Origin of the sequence: Streptomyces colwelliae (assembly GCF_048158785.1) — a bacterium.
In the GTDB taxonomy this organism is placed as follows: domain Bacteria; phylum Actinomycetota; class Actinomycetes; order Streptomycetales; family Streptomycetaceae; genus Streptomyces.
The window spans coordinates 33,010-47,542 of record NZ_JBLTJC010000033.1; the positions used below are offsets into that span (position 1 = coordinate 33,010).

Here is a 14,533-nt window from a genome sequence, read left to right on the forward strand (position 1 = left end):
GCAGGATGGGCACATGATCCGCACCGCGCGCGCCCTGCCACTGCTGTTGCTGCCGGTGCTGCCCCTGCTGCTCGCAGGCTGCGGCACGGAGCGGGCGGGCGCAGGTGCCGGAACCCCCGAGGCCTCGTCCACCACCGCCGATGTCACCGCCACGTCCGCCGAAATCGCTTCCAGGGCAAGGTCGTTGGGCTTCGACCCCGACCTCGTCCACGTCATCGACCCTCCCGGGTTCACCCTCGCCGAGCAGTCGGTCGGCGTATCGGACGTCGGTCTCTCCATCGCGTACACACAGCTGAAGACCGGTGCCGTGATCACCCTGCGCGTGGAGCCGGGCACGATGACCGACGCGAACTGCGCGACGCAGGCGGCGATCAGCGTGCCCATGACCTGTGTACGCGACGGGAACGCCTGGTACCGCACAGGGGGCGGGGAGATCGAGTACGTGCTGGCGCAGCAGGGCCACCTCGTGCACGTCGGCGCCGAGCGGGGCTCGGTGACCCGCGCGGTCCTGCGCAAGGCCGCCCAGTCCCTCCGCCGCCCGTACAAGAGCGAACTCCTGGTCGTCCTCCCGCCGGCCCACACGGCCACCGCCCCCGTGCAACGCGGCGACCTGCCAGCGAACGGGGACGGGGCGCCCGACAACGAGGTGGGCAAGGGCGGTTGAGCGCACGTCGTGACGGAGGCACAGCGGTGAGGCCCTGAGCCCGGTTCGTCCTGTTCGCAGGAGGGAACCGGGCTCGTCCCGTGGCCGGACCGGCCGGGTCTCGAATGTCGGGATCTTCCAGTGAACCTCTCCCGGGTGGCAGCCGTAGCCGACCACAGCGGGTGGCCCGATGAGCCCCCTGCTGGAGACCGGACAGCCGGCCAGGCACGGGAATGGGAATGGACTGGATGCAGATGTTCGACGGCGCTTCGGGCGCCCGCAAAATGAGACTGCTTCGGCTCTGTCGACGCAATCCGCGACGCATGCTGGTCGTTCCCCTGGACCATCCTCTGACGGACGGGCCCATTGCCGGGGGCGGTTCGGGACTCAACCGGCTGGTCGGTCAGTTGGCGACGAACGGTGCGGACGCCGTGGTCCTGCACAAGGGAAGCGTCCGCCGCGTGGATCCGGCCTGGTTCACTCAGACTTCGCTCATCGTGCATTTGAGTGCGAGCACCGCCCACGCTCCCGATCCCGACGCGAAATGCCTCGTCGCGACCGTCGAGGAGGCGCTGCGTCTCGGCGCCGACGCGGTGAGCGTGCACGTCAATGTCGGTTCCCGGGAAGAGGCCCGGCAGATAGCCGACATGGCGGTGGTCGCGGAAGCCTGCGACCGCTGGAACATTCCGCTGATGGCGATGATGTATCCGAGAGGACCCCGCGTCACCGATCCCCGTGATCCGGCGCTGGTGTCCGCCGCCGTGACGGTCGCGGCCGAACTCGGGGCCGACCTGATCAAGACCTACGCCCTCGAATCCGATGGGGACATGCTGCGCCTGACGGCCTCCTGTCCGGTACCCCTTCTGGTGGCCGGCGGCCCCCGGGTCGGCAATGGGAAAGCCCTGCTGGAATTCGTCGATTCCGCACTCCGGGGCGGTGCGGCCGGTATCGCCATGGGCCGGAACATCTTCGAATCCGACAATCCGGCCGCCACGACACGTGAACTGGCCCGCCTCGTGCACGGAGACGTTCCGCCGCCCGCCCCGCTCGAGTTCTCCACGAAAAGGATGGGAAATCATGAAGCTCACGTGGCTTGATATCCGCGGTGCCGCCGACAAGCAGGCCGTGCTTGAAGAGGCGCTGCACCAGCGGTTGGACGGCATAGTCTCCGACACCCTCGCGGACCTGGGCGACCTGCCCCCTACGGTGAAGAAGGTCTTCCTCCCGCTCGGCGAGGAGCTTCCCGACGATCTCGGTGCGGCCGACGTGGTGATCGTCGACCCGCGCGAGCACGGGACGCCCGCGGAACTCTCGGCGGTGCGTCCGGGAGTCGAGTTCGGACGGTTCGTGGAGATCGTCGACGCGGAGACCCTGGAGGACGCCTGCCAGTCGGCGCGCGCCGAACAGTGGAGCCTGCTGCTGTTCCGTGATCCCACGAAGATTCCGCTGGAGATCGTCATCGCGGCCGCCGCCGGTGCCGAGGGCAGCCTGATCACGGTCGCCGGGGACGTGCCGGAGGCGGAGATCATCTTCGGCGTGCTCGAACACGGCTCCGACGGCGTGATGATGGCGCCGAACGCCGTGGGTGACGCCACCGCCCTCAAGCAGGCGTCCGCAGTCGTGACCCAGCCCCTCGATCTGGTCGAACTCACCATTGTCGCCACCGAGCATGTGGGCATGGGGGAGCGGGCCTGCGTCGACACGTGCAGCCACTTCCGTGAGGACGAGGGAATCCTGGTCGGCTCGCACTCCAAGGGGATGATCCTCTGTGTGAGTGAGACGCATCCGCTTCCCTATATGCCCACCCGGCCGTTCCGGGTGAATGCAGGGGCCATCCACTCCTACACGCTTTCCCGTGACGGGCGTACCCACTATCTCAGCGAGCTGAAATCCGGCAGCAAGGTCATGGCCGTCGACGTCAAGGGACAGACCCGTATCGTCACCGTCGGACGGGTCAAGATCGAGAGCCGACCGCTCATCTCCATCGACGCGAAGTCGGAGGACGGGCGCGCCGTCAACCTGATCCTTCAGGACGACTGGCATGTGCGCGTGCTCGGCCCGGGCGGGGCGGTACTGAACAGCACCGAACTCAAGCCCGGCGACCGGGTGTTGGGATACCTGCCCGAAGAGGACCGCCATGTCGGCTATCCCATCAACGAGTTCTGCCTGGAGAAGTGAGCGCGCCATGGACGACGAACTCATCGACGCGTATCTGGAGCGCATAGGCGCCAAGCGGCCCGAGCGGGTGGACGCGGACGCCCTGCGGCATCTTCACGAGCGCCATGTGCTCTCCGTTCCGTTCGAGAACCTGTTCTTCCTTCTCGGGGAACCGATCCCGTACTCGCTGGAAGCGGTCAAGAAGATCGTGCACGAACGGCGCGGTGGCGGGTGTTTCGAGCTGAATTCCGCTTTCGCGATGCTGCTGGACGCTCTCGGATTCCAGGTCACCCTGCTGGCCGGGTGCATCTATCGCGGTGAGGCACTGGACAGTCCCATCGGTCATCTGGCGCTTCGGGTGGAGACCGGTGAACCGGGCGGACATCCATGGCTGGTGGACGTGGGGCAGGGAAGCCACAGCCGATGGCCCTTGCGGCTGGATCTGCGCACACCGCAGGACGACCCGCACGGCGCGTATCTCGTCACGGAGACATCCGAAGGGGACATCGACGTGTTCCGTGACGGTTCTCCGCTGTACCGGATGGAAATGAGACCCCGGAAAATCGAATTCGGCCTTCCCTCCATGTGGTGGTATCAGACGGCCCCCGAATCGCCCTTCAGGAACCGGCTGATCTGTGTGCAGCCCCGGGAGGACGGAAGGGTCACTCTCGCGAACAGGGTCCTCATCCGGGAGCAGGGCGGGCAGCGGACCAGGGAACGGATCGTCACCGAAGAGGCGCTGAAGGAGGCACTCGGGACCTGGTTCGGGATCCATCTCGACGAGGTGCCGAAAATCCCGGACAGGACCGCGGCACCGTCCGCCGCCGGAGAGGGGCGTCCGTAGCCATGCCCGGGAACGTAACCGAGGATCTGGCCCGACTCGCCCGCGCCAGAGGGTGGTTGGAGCGGATCGCCTTCCTGGCCGACGGCCGCGCCTGGACGTACGCCGAGGTCTTCGACGGCGCGGCGCGGGCCGCGAGGGGGTACCGGTCCGCGGGACTGCGCCGCGGAGACCGGGTCCTGCTGGCGCTGCCCGACAGTGTGGAGATGGTCTGGTCGGTGCTCGGCGCCTGGCAGGCCGGTCTCGTCGCCGTTCCGGTCAACGTCCGGATGAGCGGTGAGGATCTGACGCGGGCCGTGGAGACGGTGGAGCCCGCGCTGGCCGTGATCGACCCGGACACCGCGGGACGGCTGGAGCTGCCGGGCTTCGCCCCCGCCATGAAGGTCGCGACACTGGTCGCGGGCGAACCGGACCCGGATTTCGCCGAGGGCGGGGACGCTCCGGCGCTGGCGGTCTTCACGTCCGGCACGACGGGCGCCCCGAAGCTGTGCTTCTTCCTGCACAGCAACTTCGCCGCTCCTCCCGCTCCTCCCGCTCCCCCCGGCCCTCCAGGCCCGAACGGCAGTGGCCGTACGACAGTCGGGCTGTCGGTGTCCCGCATGTACTTCCTGGGCGGACTGCACTTCTCGGTGCTCACCACCCTCGCCACCGGGCAGACCGCCGTCCTGTCGCGCACCCGGGCGACCCCGGCCACGGCGATCGAGCTCATCGGCCGCCACCAGGTGACGAACCTCTTCGCGCAGCCGAGTTTCCTGGCCCGCATGCTCCTTGAGCCCGGCCACGCGGAGACACTCGGCCGCCTCCGGGAGGTGTCGAGCGCGGGAGAGGTCCTCTCGCTACGGCTGCGCGAGCAACTGGTACCGATCCTGGGGAACCGGCTGGTCAACAACTACGGTGCCACCGAGATCGGCGTGATCTCCATGGGCCGGCCCGCCGCGTACAGGGCCCCCTCGGCGGTCGGCCCCGCCGTCCCCGGCCGGCCGGTGCGCATCGTCGACGTGGACGGCCGGCCGATGCCCGCGGGCCGACAGGGCGAGCTGCACGTCTACGCCGACTTCGCGTCCCGGGGCGTCGAGCGGGGGAGTCTGGGCCCCGATCAGGTGACCGACACCTGGTGGCCGACCGGGGACCTGGCGTCGATCGACGACGACGGCGTCCTCCACGTGCACGGCCGACTGGACGACGTCGAAGTGATCGGCGGACAGAACGTGGTGCCGGGCGAGGTCGAACGGCTTCTGGAGCGCCACCCGCGCGTGCTCGAAGCGGCGGTCAGTTCGGTCCGCCGTCCGGCCGGGGACACGAGTCTGCGCGCCTACGTGGTGACCGTCCCCGACGACGGAGAGACGGCAGCCGGCGGAGCGGACGGCGCCGCCCTGGACGCCGAGTTGATCGCCCTGGCCCGGTCCCGGCTGTCCTGGTACAAGGTCCCGCAGGACGTCGTGCGGCTGGACAGGCTGCCCCGCAACGCGAACGGCAAGATCCTGCGCAGACACCTTCGCGCGGTGGGCGACCAGTTCGTCTGACACCGGGACGGCACGCCGTGACGGGGCGGCGGACGACAGATCCGCCGCCCCGTCCTTCTCGTTGCCCTCTACGTCGAGACGGCGGCCCGGCTCACTCGGCCGGGCGCCACCGGAACCAGTGGTCGACCCCGTCGAACCGGTAGCGGTCGTCCCCGTCGTCGAACCGCACCTCACCCACCAGCCGGCGAGCACCGTCCGGCGCCTGACGGTGCGGCGCGAGGAGCGACTGTAGTTCGTCGTAACGGGCATCGATCCCTCCGTGCCCCGGATGCTCCTCCAACCCGGCATCGGAGACCTCGTAGGTGACGTAGATCGCCCACTGCTCGCGCTCCATCGCCACCGCCGCCTCGCTCGCGGGCCACACGAGGTACTCGTCGGCCTCGTCGGCGCGGTCGTACTCCCAGCCCTCGTAGTAGTGCGGGACACCGTCGACGAGGGCGAGTCCCTTGCGCGGCCCGTCGTACCACTCCAGGTCCACGTACGTGGGCTCGAAGCCGTCCGCGATCAACTGCTGCTTGTCCCATGACATGGCCATACCGGCAGGCTACTGACCGGCGGCCCCCGCAGCCACGGTCACGATCTATGGCCGGCCGGCACCCCCGTACTCGCCCGTTCCACCAGCCGTGTCGACAGCTCCGTCCGGGTCCCCTCCGGCCGGTCCCCGTCCATCAGCCGGAGCAGCAACCGCAGGGCCGTGGCGGCCATCTCCGAGAGCGGCTGGCGGATCGTGGTCAGGGCCGGGGTGACCCAGCGAGCCTCGGGAAGGTCGTCGAAGCCGACCACGCTGATGTCGTCAGGGACGCTCAACTCCCGTTCCGCCAGGGCCTCGTAGACCCCCAGAGCCATGCGGTCGGAGCAGACGAAGACGGCCGTGGGCGGTTCGGGCAGGTCGAGGAGTTCGCGCATACGCGTGCGGGCCATGGCCTGGTCGAAGCCGCCGTGGCGGATGTACTCGGGGCGGACCGGCACACCGGCGGCGGCGAGCGCGGAGCGGTAGCCGGAGACGCGGGCGCTGCTGCACATCTTGTGGCGGTGGCCGGCGATGACGGCGACGCGTTCGTGGCCCAGGGACAGCAGATGCTCGGTCGCCGTCACCCCGCCCTGCCAGTTGGCCGCGCCGACCGACACCACGCCCGGCGGCGGTTCGTGCACGGGGTCGATCATCACGAACGGGATGCGGTGCTGGTCGAGCCACGCGTACTGGGACGGCGTCAACTCCGCCAGATTGAACAGGACTCCGGCCGAACCCCGCCCAACCAGCTTGTCCAGCCAGCCCCGTTCGGGCCGCTCGGCCCGCGTCCGGGTGAGCCCGGCCGAGACCACGACCTCGAGACCGGCCTCGTACGCCGCCTCCTCCACCCCGTGCAGCACCGCCCCCGACCAGGAACTCTCCAGCGAGTGGACCACCAGGTCGACCATGCCCGGCGCCTTGCCCGCGTCGAAGCGCGGCCTGCGCACATAACCGAGCCGCTCCAACGCCTCGGTCACCCGCCGCCGCGTCTCCGGTGCCACGTCCTCCCGGCCGTTGACCACCTTGGACGCCGTCGGCACGGACACCCCCGCCTCCCGGGCCACGACCGCCAGCGTCGGACCTGCCGTCACGCTCGCGCTCCCCGTACGGACCATCGGGTACCGCCTCTCCGGCCCGCCCGAGGGCCATCGAAAGTTTCGACCAGCGCTGCTTCCCCGACTCGATCACCAGTCATCCAGAAAGCGCTTCCTACGATAGGTGCGCGTCAACACGGCGGGAAGACCAGGGAATTCACGCGATGGTGCCGACCCGATCTTTCGAAACCCCGAACAGGGGAGAAAGCGTCACCTTCAGGTCACTCCGCCGTACACGTCAGCCGGAATCCCGCGAAGTCCGCCGTGAACGCGCCCTCGACCAGATCCCACGCGTGGATGCCCGCCATCGCACCGGTGAACCGCAGCCGCGACCCGTGGTCGTCGGACAGCCGGCTGAAGTCCAGCCCCGGCCCGACCGCCGTCCGCACCCCCTCCCGCACGTACCAGAACCGTGCGTCGGCCCCCTCGACCGTCACCCCCAGCACCACGGGAGCACGCGCATCCACCTCTACGACGGCCACCTGCCGGGTGCCGCCCTCGTCCCGCTCCACCAGGTTCAGCACCGTACGGCCGCCACCCCGCCACTGCTGCCCCCGCTGCCCCTCGCCCTCGGGTTCGGCCCAGGTCAGATGCAGGCTCAGATACGCCTCGGCGCCGTACCAGAGCACCAGCCCCGCCGCCTGCGTGAACGTCAACGGCCGTGCGTCGAGCGTGACTTCGGCCTCCGCGCGATGTTCCGTGATCCGCTGGGTGAGCAGACTGTGCGCCCACCGCGACTCCGGCCCGTGCCGCCCGCGCAGCCGGATCCAGCCGGGGCGGGTGGTCGTGTCGGCCCAGGACGGGTCCGGGTACGCGCGCGGACTGCTCCACGGCCATCCCAACGGCCCGTCGGCGGCCGCGACTTGGTCCGGTGGGGCGGGACTCGTCGCTACGTCCACCTCGACCGCCGGGTGCCAGCCGCCCTGCCGCAGCCTCGGCCAGCCGTCCCCGTCCCAGGTCACGGCCTGGATCGCGGTCTCCCGTCCCAGGGTGCACCGCGGCCCGTCCGGTGTCCGCACCGGCCGCGCCGCCAGATGGCTCAACACCCACTCCCCGCCCGGCAGTTCGACCAGCTCACCGTGGCCCGCCTTCTGCAACGGCACCGACGGGTCGTCCCGTGACGTCAGCAAAGGGCGGTCGTCGAGCTCGTACGGACCGGTGACCGTACGGCTGCGCGCCACCAGCACCCCGTGCTCGAACCCGGTACCGCCCTCCGCGAGCAGTAGGTAGTACCAGCCATCTCGGCGCACCAACTTCGGCCCCTCGACGAGCCGTTCGTGCTGGAGCAGCAGATGGGTGACGCCGATCGGGGCGAGCGTGTCGCGGTCCAGCTCGGTGGCGACGATGCCGGCGAAGCGGCGGCCGCCGGGGCGACAGTCGTTCTGGAGGTTGAGCAGCCACAGTCGGCCCTCGTCGTGGAACAGCGCCGGGTCGAAACCGTGGCTCGCCACCCGCCTCGGGGTCGTCCACTTCCCGGCCACGTCCGTCGCCGTCGTGACGTACGTGTCCAGGTCGAAGTACGACGTACCGACCGAGCGGACGATCGAGTACGTCATCCAGAAGCGCTCGCCGTCCCAGCTCAGCGACGGCGCCCAGATGCCGCCCGAGTCGGGGACCCCGGCGAGGGAGTCGCCGGGGACCGCGCCCCGGACATGGCCCGCGTACCGCCAGTCGGCCAGATCGCGGGAGCGGTGGATCGGGATCGTGGGGAACCACTCGAAGGAACTGGTCGCCACGTAGTACCGGTCGTCGACCCTGACCATGGACGGGTCGGGGGCGAAACCGCGGACAACAGGGTTGTGCAGCAAGGTCACTTGAGGGCTCCCAGGGTGACCCCGGTACGCCAGTAGCGACGCATCGCGACCATCATCACGGCCATCGGGACGATCGACAGGAGTGCGCCGGTGAGGACCAGGCTGGTGAGGTCGACGCCGGACTCCATGCGTTTGCCGGACCAGTTGTAGAGGCCGAGGTTGAGCGTCCAGTTCTCCTCGCCGCGCAGCACGGTCAGCGGGAGGAAGAAGGCGTTCCAGGTGTTCACGAACGCGAGCAGGAACACCGTGGCGCCGCCCGTCGTCATCATCCGCAGCACGATGCTGAAGAAGATCCGCAACTCGCCCGCGCCGTCCAGGCGCGCCGCCTCCAGGAGTTCGAAGGGGACCGTGGCCTCCGTGTACACCTTGGCGAGGTAGACGCTGAACGGGTTGATCAGGCAGGGGATCAGCATCGCCCAGGGGGTGTCCACCAGGCCGATCTTCGAGAACATCAGGTACAGCGGGAGCGTGAGCAGCGCGATCGGGATCAGGAACGAACCGACCACGCACGCGAACACCGCGCTGCGGCCCGGGAATTCGAAGCGCGCGAGACCGTAGCCCGTCGCGAGCGCGATGAGGGTGCCGCCGAGGGAGCCGACGCCCGCGTACAGGAACGAGTTGGCGGTCCAGCGCAGGAAGATGCCGTTCTCGTAGGTGAAGACCTGACGCACGTTCGCCCACAGGTGCATGCCGGAGAACCAGAGGCCGTTGCTCTGGTACAGGCCCGTGCGGTCCTTGGTCGCGGCGACGATCAGCCACCACACCGGGAACAGGCTGTAGGCACTGGCCAGGACCAGACCGACGAGGAGGAAGCGCTGGCCGCCGCGTGAACGGGCCGCCGGATCGGGCTTGTTGAGGCGCCGGACCTGATGGGCGTTCCGGCGTTCTTCGGTGAGGGTCATCAGTCGGCCTCCTTCGCGGTGAGCCGGTAGAAGAGGAAGGAGGCGAGGCCGAGGATGAGGGCGAGCAGGACCGAAAGGGCCGCCGCGTAGTGGTAGTTGCCCGCGTTGAACGCCTGGTTGTAGATGATCATGATGGGCGTGAAGTTGTCGTTCACCGTCTGCGGGGTGACGTTCCGGAACAGCGCCGGCTCGTTGAAGATCTGGAGCATCTGGATGATCGAGAGCATCCCGGTCAGCACCAACGCCCCTCGTACGTAAGGGATCTTGATGCTCGTCGCGACCCGGAACTCGGAGGCGCCGTCCAGCCGCGCCGCCTCGAACAGATCACGGGGCACGCCCTGGAGCGCCGCGTAGATGATCACCATGTTGTAGCCGATGCCGTGCCAGGTCAGCAGGTTGCCGATGGACGGCCACACCATCGAGGGCGCGAAGAAGTTCCAGGACAGCCCGAACACCTTGCCCAGCGGCGTCAACGGGCCGACGTCCGGGCTGTACAGGTTGATCCACACGATCGCCGCGACCACGCCGGGGATCATGTACGGCACGAGGAGGAAGATCCGGAACCGGCCCGCCGCCTTCGAGGACAGCGCGTCCAGGAACAGCGCCAGCAGCAGGCTGACGAGCAGCATCACCGGGATCTGCACGCACGCGAACAGCACCACGCGCAGTACCGAGTTCATGAACGCCGAGTCGGTCAGGCCCTGTTGGTAGTTGTCCAGGCCGGAGAACCGCTGCGTGGAGCCGCCGAGGCCGAGCCCCGACTGGTGCTCCACGAACAGCGACTCGTAGACGGCGTACCCGATCGGTATCAAGTACAGGAAGACGAAACCGAGTTGGAAGGGCACCGTGAACGCGGCACCCTTCCAGCGCTGGGAGCGAATCATCGGCGCTGCCTCAGCCCTTGACGCTGATACCGCGGGACTTCAGGTCCTTGACCGTCCATTCCTGCATGTGCGCCAGCAGATCGGTGACCTTCTCCTGCTTGTTCATCACCTTCGCCCAGCCGGTCTGCAACTCGGTGAACATCGCGGTCCAGTCCGGGCCGAACACCCAGTCCGAGGTGACGGTGTTCAGGCTGTCGGTGACGACCTTCTTCGCCGGCTCGTAGTTCGCCCCGAGCAGCTTGTCGGAGATCGCCCCGGCGACGTACGAGTCGCTGTCGGCCAGCGCAGGCATCACGCCGTTGCCGGTGGTCGGGCTCGCCATCGTCTTCACCGCACCGGTGTTCGTCGACATCCACAACGCGGCCTCGGCGGCCTGCTGTTGGTGCGCGCACTGCTTGGTCACCAGGGTGACGCCACCGCTCTGGTTGGTCCCGGCAGGCGTCTTGGCGGCCTCGCCCGCGAACGTCGGCCAGGGCGACAGCGCCCATTTCCCGTCGGACTTGGTGAAGTTCTGCACCATGCCCGCCATCTGCCAGGTGGAGATCTGCCGGGTCGCGGTGCCGCCGTCGTCGTAGTTGCGCTGCACGGCCGCGTAATCCGCGAAGGAGAGCTTGGAGTTGAGGTCGTTGTCGATGATGTCCTGGATCACCTGGGCGGCCTTGAGGCTGCCCGCGTCCTGGAAGTCGACCTTCCAGGAGTTGCCGTCGATGGCGTACCAGTGGGCGCCCGCCTGCATCGCGAGCACCTCCAGGGTGCTGGGGTCCTCACCGGCGAAGTTGGTGATCTTGATGCCGTGCTTCTTCAGGACCTTGCCCGCGGCGATGAACTCGTTCCAGGTCGTCGGGGCCTTCAGGCCGTACTGCTTGAAGAGGTCGGTGCGGTAGATCGTGAACGCGGGGGCCGAACTGGTCGGTACGCCATAGGACTTGCCCTGGACCTGCGCACTGGCCCACGAGCCCGCGTTGAACTTGTCCTTGTCGGCGGAGACGTACTTCGAGATGTCGGCGAGCGCGCCCTGCGAGACCCAGGTGGTCACGTACTCCGCCGTGTTCTGCACCAGGCAGGGCGCGTTGCCGGCCTTCACCGCGTTGGTCAGCTGCTTCTGCATCGTCAACTGGTCGGTGACCTTGGTGTACTTGAGCTTGATGTCCTGGTGAGCGGCGTTGAACGCCTTCACGACCGCGTCCTGCCCGTTGGCCCAGCCCCAGAAGGGGAGGGTGACCGGCCCCGAGGACGCTTTGTCCCCGGAACCGGATCCGCCGCAGGCGGAGAGCAGACCTGTCAGTGCGAGGCCCGCGACGGCTGCACGAGCGAAGCTTCTCCGGGGGCTGGTGAAGTTCATCAGACCGTGTTCCTTCGGAAGAGAAGAGGTAGAAACCGGTTGCTGCGAAGGTAGGCAGGACGGCATGTTCGGAGCAAGAGGTGTGCAGCAAGTTGTTTCGATCGCCCAGGACAGACCCCGTCTGGCCAGGGGATTTGAAGAGAAACCGGTTACGTAACGCCCTGGTTCCGTGAGCCGCGCGAGCCCGTGCGGCAGACCCTGAGCTAGTCCCGCCGGGCCGGCGGACGTACCGAGTTCCGTACGACGACATGCGTGCCCAGGACCAGATGGTCGCCGTCGCCGCCCCTGCGCCGGCCCGTGCCGCCGCCCTCGCGCCGGTCCGCCACCGCGCGCAGCGCGACCCGGCCCATCTCCTCGTACGGGACGTGCACGGTGGTGAGCTGAGGGGTGAGCTGGGAGGCCAGCGGGATGTCGTCGTAGCCGACGATGGACACGTCCTCGGGCACCCTGAGGCCCGCCGCGCGCAGCGCCTGCATGGCGCCCGCGGCGACCACGTCGGTCCCCGCGAGCACCGCGGTGAAGTCCACGCCCTCCTTCAGGGTGTCCTCCACCGCCTCGTACCCGTGCTCGTAGTCGTACGGACCGTGCCGCACCATCCCCGGTTCGAACGGCACGCCGTACGCCTCGAAGGCCCGTTGCGCGCCCCTCAACCGGCCCTGGGCCGTGGTGAGTTCGGCATGACCGGGGAGTACCAGGACCCGTCGGTGGCCGGCCGAGAGGAGGTGGCTGGCCATGGCGTAGGCGCCGCCCTCGTTGTCGTAGTCGACCGTCGTCGCCGGGACGTCGCCCTCCAGCGGCGGGCGGCCGACGAGGACGAGGTGCGAGCCGGCCGCGTCCAGGGAGCGGGCGAAGCCGGCCATGCGCAGCTGGTACTCGTCGAAGTCGTACGCCCCGCCCAGCAACACCACGGCGGCGACGCCCTGTTGGCGCATGAGGTTGACCAGCGCGAGTTCGCGCTCCGGGTCGTCGCCGGTGGTGCCGACCAGGGAGAGCCAGCCGCGCAGCGTGGCCGCGCCCTCAACTCCCTTGGCCACGTGGGCGAACGCCGCGCCGGTGATGTTGTTGATGAGGATGGCCACCGTGGGCGTGCCGCCGCCGGCCAGGGAACGGGCGTGCGCGTTGGTGACGTAGTCCAGGTCGCCGACGACCTTCATCACCCGGCGGCGCAGCTCCTCCGACACCGGGTAGTTGCCGGACAGCACGCGCGAGACGCTCGCCACGGAGACGCCGGCGCGCTCCGCCACGTCCCGGATCGTCGCCCGGCCGACGTCGCCCGACGCCTTGCGCTGACTCACCGTAGCGACTCCTTCACCGTGACCGCGTTCCCACCGGGCGCACGAGGGTCTGCTTCGGCGCCGGTCCGGAAACCGTATCCCACGGTTGTTCCCGGTGCGCCGGCCTGTGGACGGCGCGGATCAGGCGACACGGGCCAGGTCCGCGTGCCGTACCTCGTGGACCGGCGGCAGGCCCGCGGCCAGGCGCTCCAGTTCGTCGACGACGATGCCGCCGAGCCGCGCCAGCTCGTTGCCGAGGGAGCCCGCGATGTGCGGCGTGAGGAAGACGTTCGGCAGCTTGTACAGGGGAGATGTGGGGGGCAGCGGCTCGGGTTCGGTGACGTCGAGGATCGCGGTCAGCCGGCCGGACAGCAGCTCGTCGGTGAGGGCGTCGTGGTCGATCAATGCGCCTCGGGAGGTGTTGATCAGCACCCCGCCGTCCCGGATGAGGGCGAGCCGCCCGCGGTCCAGCATGTGCTGCGTCTCGGGGATGTCGGGGGCGTGCAGACTCACGATGTCGCTCCGGCTCAACAGGTCGTCCAGCGGCAGGAGTTCGGCCCCCAGCACGGCGGCCTCGGTGACGCTGACGTAGGGGTCGTGCAGCAGGACCTCGAAGTCGTACGGCCGCAGCAGTTCCAGCAGTCGGCGGCCCACCCGGGAGGCGCCGATGACGCCGATCCGGCGGCCGAGGTTGCCGATCGGCGCTGTCTCGGCGGGCGTCGGGTACGCGTGCGTGTGCCGGAAGCGTTCCCGCTGGGCGAAGGTGTCCTTCCCGGCGAGCAGGATCATCGCGAGGGTGTACTCGGCGACCGGGAGCGCGTTGCCGGTGACCGCGCTGGAGACGGTCACCCCGCGTTCCCACAGGGCCTCGCCGACCAATGAACGCACCGAGCCCGCCGCGTGCAGCACGGCACGCAGCCGGGGTGCCGTGGCCAGCGCGTCGGCGTCGAGGTGCGGGCAGCCCCAGCCGGTGATCAGGACCTCGGCCCCGGCAAGGGCTCCGGCGGCCTCGGGTGCGCCGAAGTCCCGTACGACGAGCCCTGGTTCTATCTCGGCCGTCTGCCGGAGCCGTGCCATCAGGGGCGGGGGGAAGAGCAGGGGCAGGTGCACCGGATCCATGGCGAACACGGCCCTCGGCAGCTGGGCGCTGGGCATGACCCTCCAGAAGTGCGGCGTGAGTACGGCATGACAATGATGTCGGAAACGTTTTCTGAAAGCGTCTTCTACCGTAGATCTGCTGTGGAGCGGGGGTCAATCGGTGAGAAGGGACCCCGGGCGCGGAAACATTTCGATCGGTTCCGGGACCGGGGGGAGGTGATTCCGCGCGGCATGACCCGTCCAGCGGAGTTCGCCCGCCGGAATAGCCGGGCGCGATGTGATGCTCTGATGAGCGTGGTTCACGAGCGTGGTGAGGAGCTGGTGGGCAGATGACGGCGACGCGGACCGAAGAGCAGACGAACCCCGTGGTCGGCACCCCCTACGGGTCGGTGCGCGGCCGGTACGAGAAGGGGATCGCGGTCTTCCGGGGCATCCCCTACGCGGCACCCC

Annotated in this window: 13 protein-coding genes; 5 read left to right on the plus strand and 8 right to left on the minus strand. The window is 69.1% G+C overall.

What is annotated here, in order from left to right; all coding sequences use genetic code 11:
* Nucleotides 1–13: 13 nt before the first annotated feature.
* The 5 genes from ACNFOC_RS10100 (at nt 14) to ACNFOC_RS10120 (ending at nt 5,164) form a co-directional block, all read left to right on the plus strand.
* Nucleotides 14–664 (plus strand): hypothetical protein, encoded by a 651-nt coding sequence (locus tag ACNFOC_RS10100; protein WP_416958743.1) that lies wholly within the window; start codon nt 14–16, stop codon nt 662–664.
* A 218-nt stretch (nt 665–882) separates the two neighbouring features.
* Nucleotides 883–1,740 (plus strand): 2-amino-3,7-dideoxy-D-threo-hept-6-ulosonate synthase, encoded by an 858-nt coding sequence (locus ACNFOC_RS10105; protein WP_416958744.1) that lies wholly within the window; start codon nt 883–885, stop codon nt 1,738–1,740.
* Entirely contained in the window at nt 1,721–2,821 is a 1,101-nt protein-coding gene (locus ACNFOC_RS10110; RefSeq protein ID WP_416958745.1) for a 3-dehydroquinate synthase II family protein, read from the plus strand. The genes ACNFOC_RS10105 and ACNFOC_RS10110 overlap by 20 nt, the downstream gene beginning before the upstream one ends.
* A gap of 7 nt (nt 2,822–2,828) precedes the next feature.
* Complete coding sequence (locus tag ACNFOC_RS10115; RefSeq protein WP_416958746.1) at nt 2,829–3,644, plus strand: arylamine N-acetyltransferase family protein; 816 nt, start codon at nt 2,829–2,831, stop codon at nt 3,642–3,644.
* A 2-nt stretch (nt 3,645–3,646) separates the two neighbouring features.
* Complete coding sequence (locus ACNFOC_RS10120; protein ID WP_416958747.1) at nt 3,647–5,164, plus strand: class I adenylate-forming enzyme family protein; 1,518 nt, start codon at nt 3,647–3,649, stop codon at nt 5,162–5,164.
* Between the two features lie 91 nt (nt 5,165–5,255).
* On the opposite strand, the gene ACNFOC_RS10125 is transcribed toward ACNFOC_RS10120, so the two are convergent.
* The 8 genes from ACNFOC_RS10125 to ACNFOC_RS10160 form a co-directional block, all read right to left on the minus strand.
* Complete coding sequence (locus ACNFOC_RS10125; RefSeq protein WP_416958748.1) at nt 5,256–5,699, minus strand: hypothetical protein; 444 nt, start codon at nt 5,697–5,699, stop codon at nt 5,256–5,258.
* A gap of 38 nt (nt 5,700–5,737) precedes the next feature.
* Nucleotides 5,738–6,790, minus strand: coding sequence for a LacI family DNA-binding transcriptional regulator (locus ACNFOC_RS10130; protein WP_416958749.1), 1,053 nt, complete (start codon nt 6,788–6,790; stop codon nt 5,738–5,740).
* A gap of 200 nt (nt 6,791–6,990) precedes the next feature.
* A complete protein-coding gene (locus ACNFOC_RS10135; RefSeq protein WP_416958750.1) occupies nt 6,991–8,583 on the minus strand; it encodes a glycoside hydrolase family 43 protein in 1,593 nt (530 codons plus the stop codon).
* A complete protein-coding gene (locus ACNFOC_RS10140) occupies nt 8,580–9,485 on the minus strand; it encodes a carbohydrate ABC transporter permease (protein WP_366493039.1) in 906 nt (301 codons plus the stop codon). Before ACNFOC_RS10140 ends, ACNFOC_RS10135 begins: the two co-directional genes overlap by 4 nt.
* On the minus strand, nt 9,485–10,369 hold the full coding sequence (locus ACNFOC_RS10145) for a carbohydrate ABC transporter permease (protein WP_416958751.1): 885 nt from the start codon (nt 10,367–10,369) through the stop codon (nt 9,485–9,487). The genes ACNFOC_RS10140 and ACNFOC_RS10145 overlap by 1 nt, the downstream gene beginning before the upstream one ends.
* A gap of 10 nt (nt 10,370–10,379) precedes the next feature.
* Nucleotides 10,380–11,711 carry an ABC transporter substrate-binding protein gene (locus tag ACNFOC_RS10150; protein ID WP_416958752.1) on the minus strand — a complete coding sequence of 444 codons (1,332 nt, stop codon included), beginning with the start codon at nt 11,709–11,711 and terminating at the stop codon, nt 10,380–10,382.
* A 203-nt stretch (nt 11,712–11,914) separates the two neighbouring features.
* Nucleotides 11,915–13,006 (minus strand): LacI family DNA-binding transcriptional regulator, encoded by a 1,092-nt coding sequence (locus tag ACNFOC_RS10155; protein WP_416958753.1) that lies wholly within the window; start codon nt 13,004–13,006, stop codon nt 11,915–11,917.
* A 120-nt stretch (nt 13,007–13,126) separates the two neighbouring features.
* Nucleotides 13,127–14,140 (minus strand): hydroxyacid dehydrogenase, encoded by a 1,014-nt coding sequence (locus ACNFOC_RS10160; protein ID WP_416958754.1) that lies wholly within the window; start codon nt 14,138–14,140, stop codon nt 13,127–13,129.
* Between the last annotated feature and the right edge of the window lie 393 nt (nt 14,141–14,533).

What these genes read in the sequence shown, in the direction of transcription:
- ACNFOC_RS10130 (WP_416958749.1), bottom strand. Translation starts at nt 6,790, where the DNA reads ATGGTCCGTACGGGGAGCGCGAGCGTGACGGCAGGTCCGACGCTGGCG.
- ACNFOC_RS10140 (WP_366493039.1), bottom strand. Translation starts at nt 9,485, where the DNA reads ATGACCCTCACCGAAGAACGCCGGAACGCCCATCAGGTCCGGCGCCTC.
- ACNFOC_RS10115 (WP_416958746.1), top strand. Translation starts at nt 2,829, where the DNA reads ATGGACGACGAACTCATCGACGCGTATCTGGAGCGCATAGGCGCCAAG.
- ACNFOC_RS10145 (WP_416958751.1), bottom strand. Translation starts at nt 10,369, where the DNA reads ATGATTCGCTCCCAGCGCTGGAAGGGTGCCGCGTTCACGGTGCCCTTC.
- ACNFOC_RS10100 (WP_416958743.1), top strand. Translation starts at nt 14, where the DNA reads ATGATCCGCACCGCGCGCGCCCTGCCACTGCTGTTGCTGCCGGTGCTG.
- ACNFOC_RS10120 (WP_416958747.1), top strand. Translation starts at nt 3,647, where the DNA reads ATGCCCGGGAACGTAACCGAGGATCTGGCCCGACTCGCCCGCGCCAGA.
- ACNFOC_RS10125 (WP_416958748.1), bottom strand. Translation starts at nt 5,699, where the DNA reads ATGGCCATGTCATGGGACAAGCAGCAGTTGATCGCGGACGGCTTCGAG.
- ACNFOC_RS10150 (WP_416958752.1), bottom strand. Translation starts at nt 11,711, where the DNA reads ATGAACTTCACCAGCCCCCGGAGAAGCTTCGCTCGTGCAGCCGTCGCG.
- ACNFOC_RS10110 (WP_416958745.1), top strand. Translation starts at nt 1,721, where the DNA reads ATGAAGCTCACGTGGCTTGATATCCGCGGTGCCGCCGACAAGCAGGCC.
- ACNFOC_RS10160 (WP_416958754.1), bottom strand. Translation starts at nt 14,140, where the DNA reads ATGCCCAGCGCCCAGCTGCCGAGGGCCGTGTTCGCCATGGATCCGGTG.
- ACNFOC_RS10105 (WP_416958744.1), top strand. Translation starts at nt 883, where the DNA reads ATGGACTGGATGCAGATGTTCGACGGCGCTTCGGGCGCCCGCAAAATG.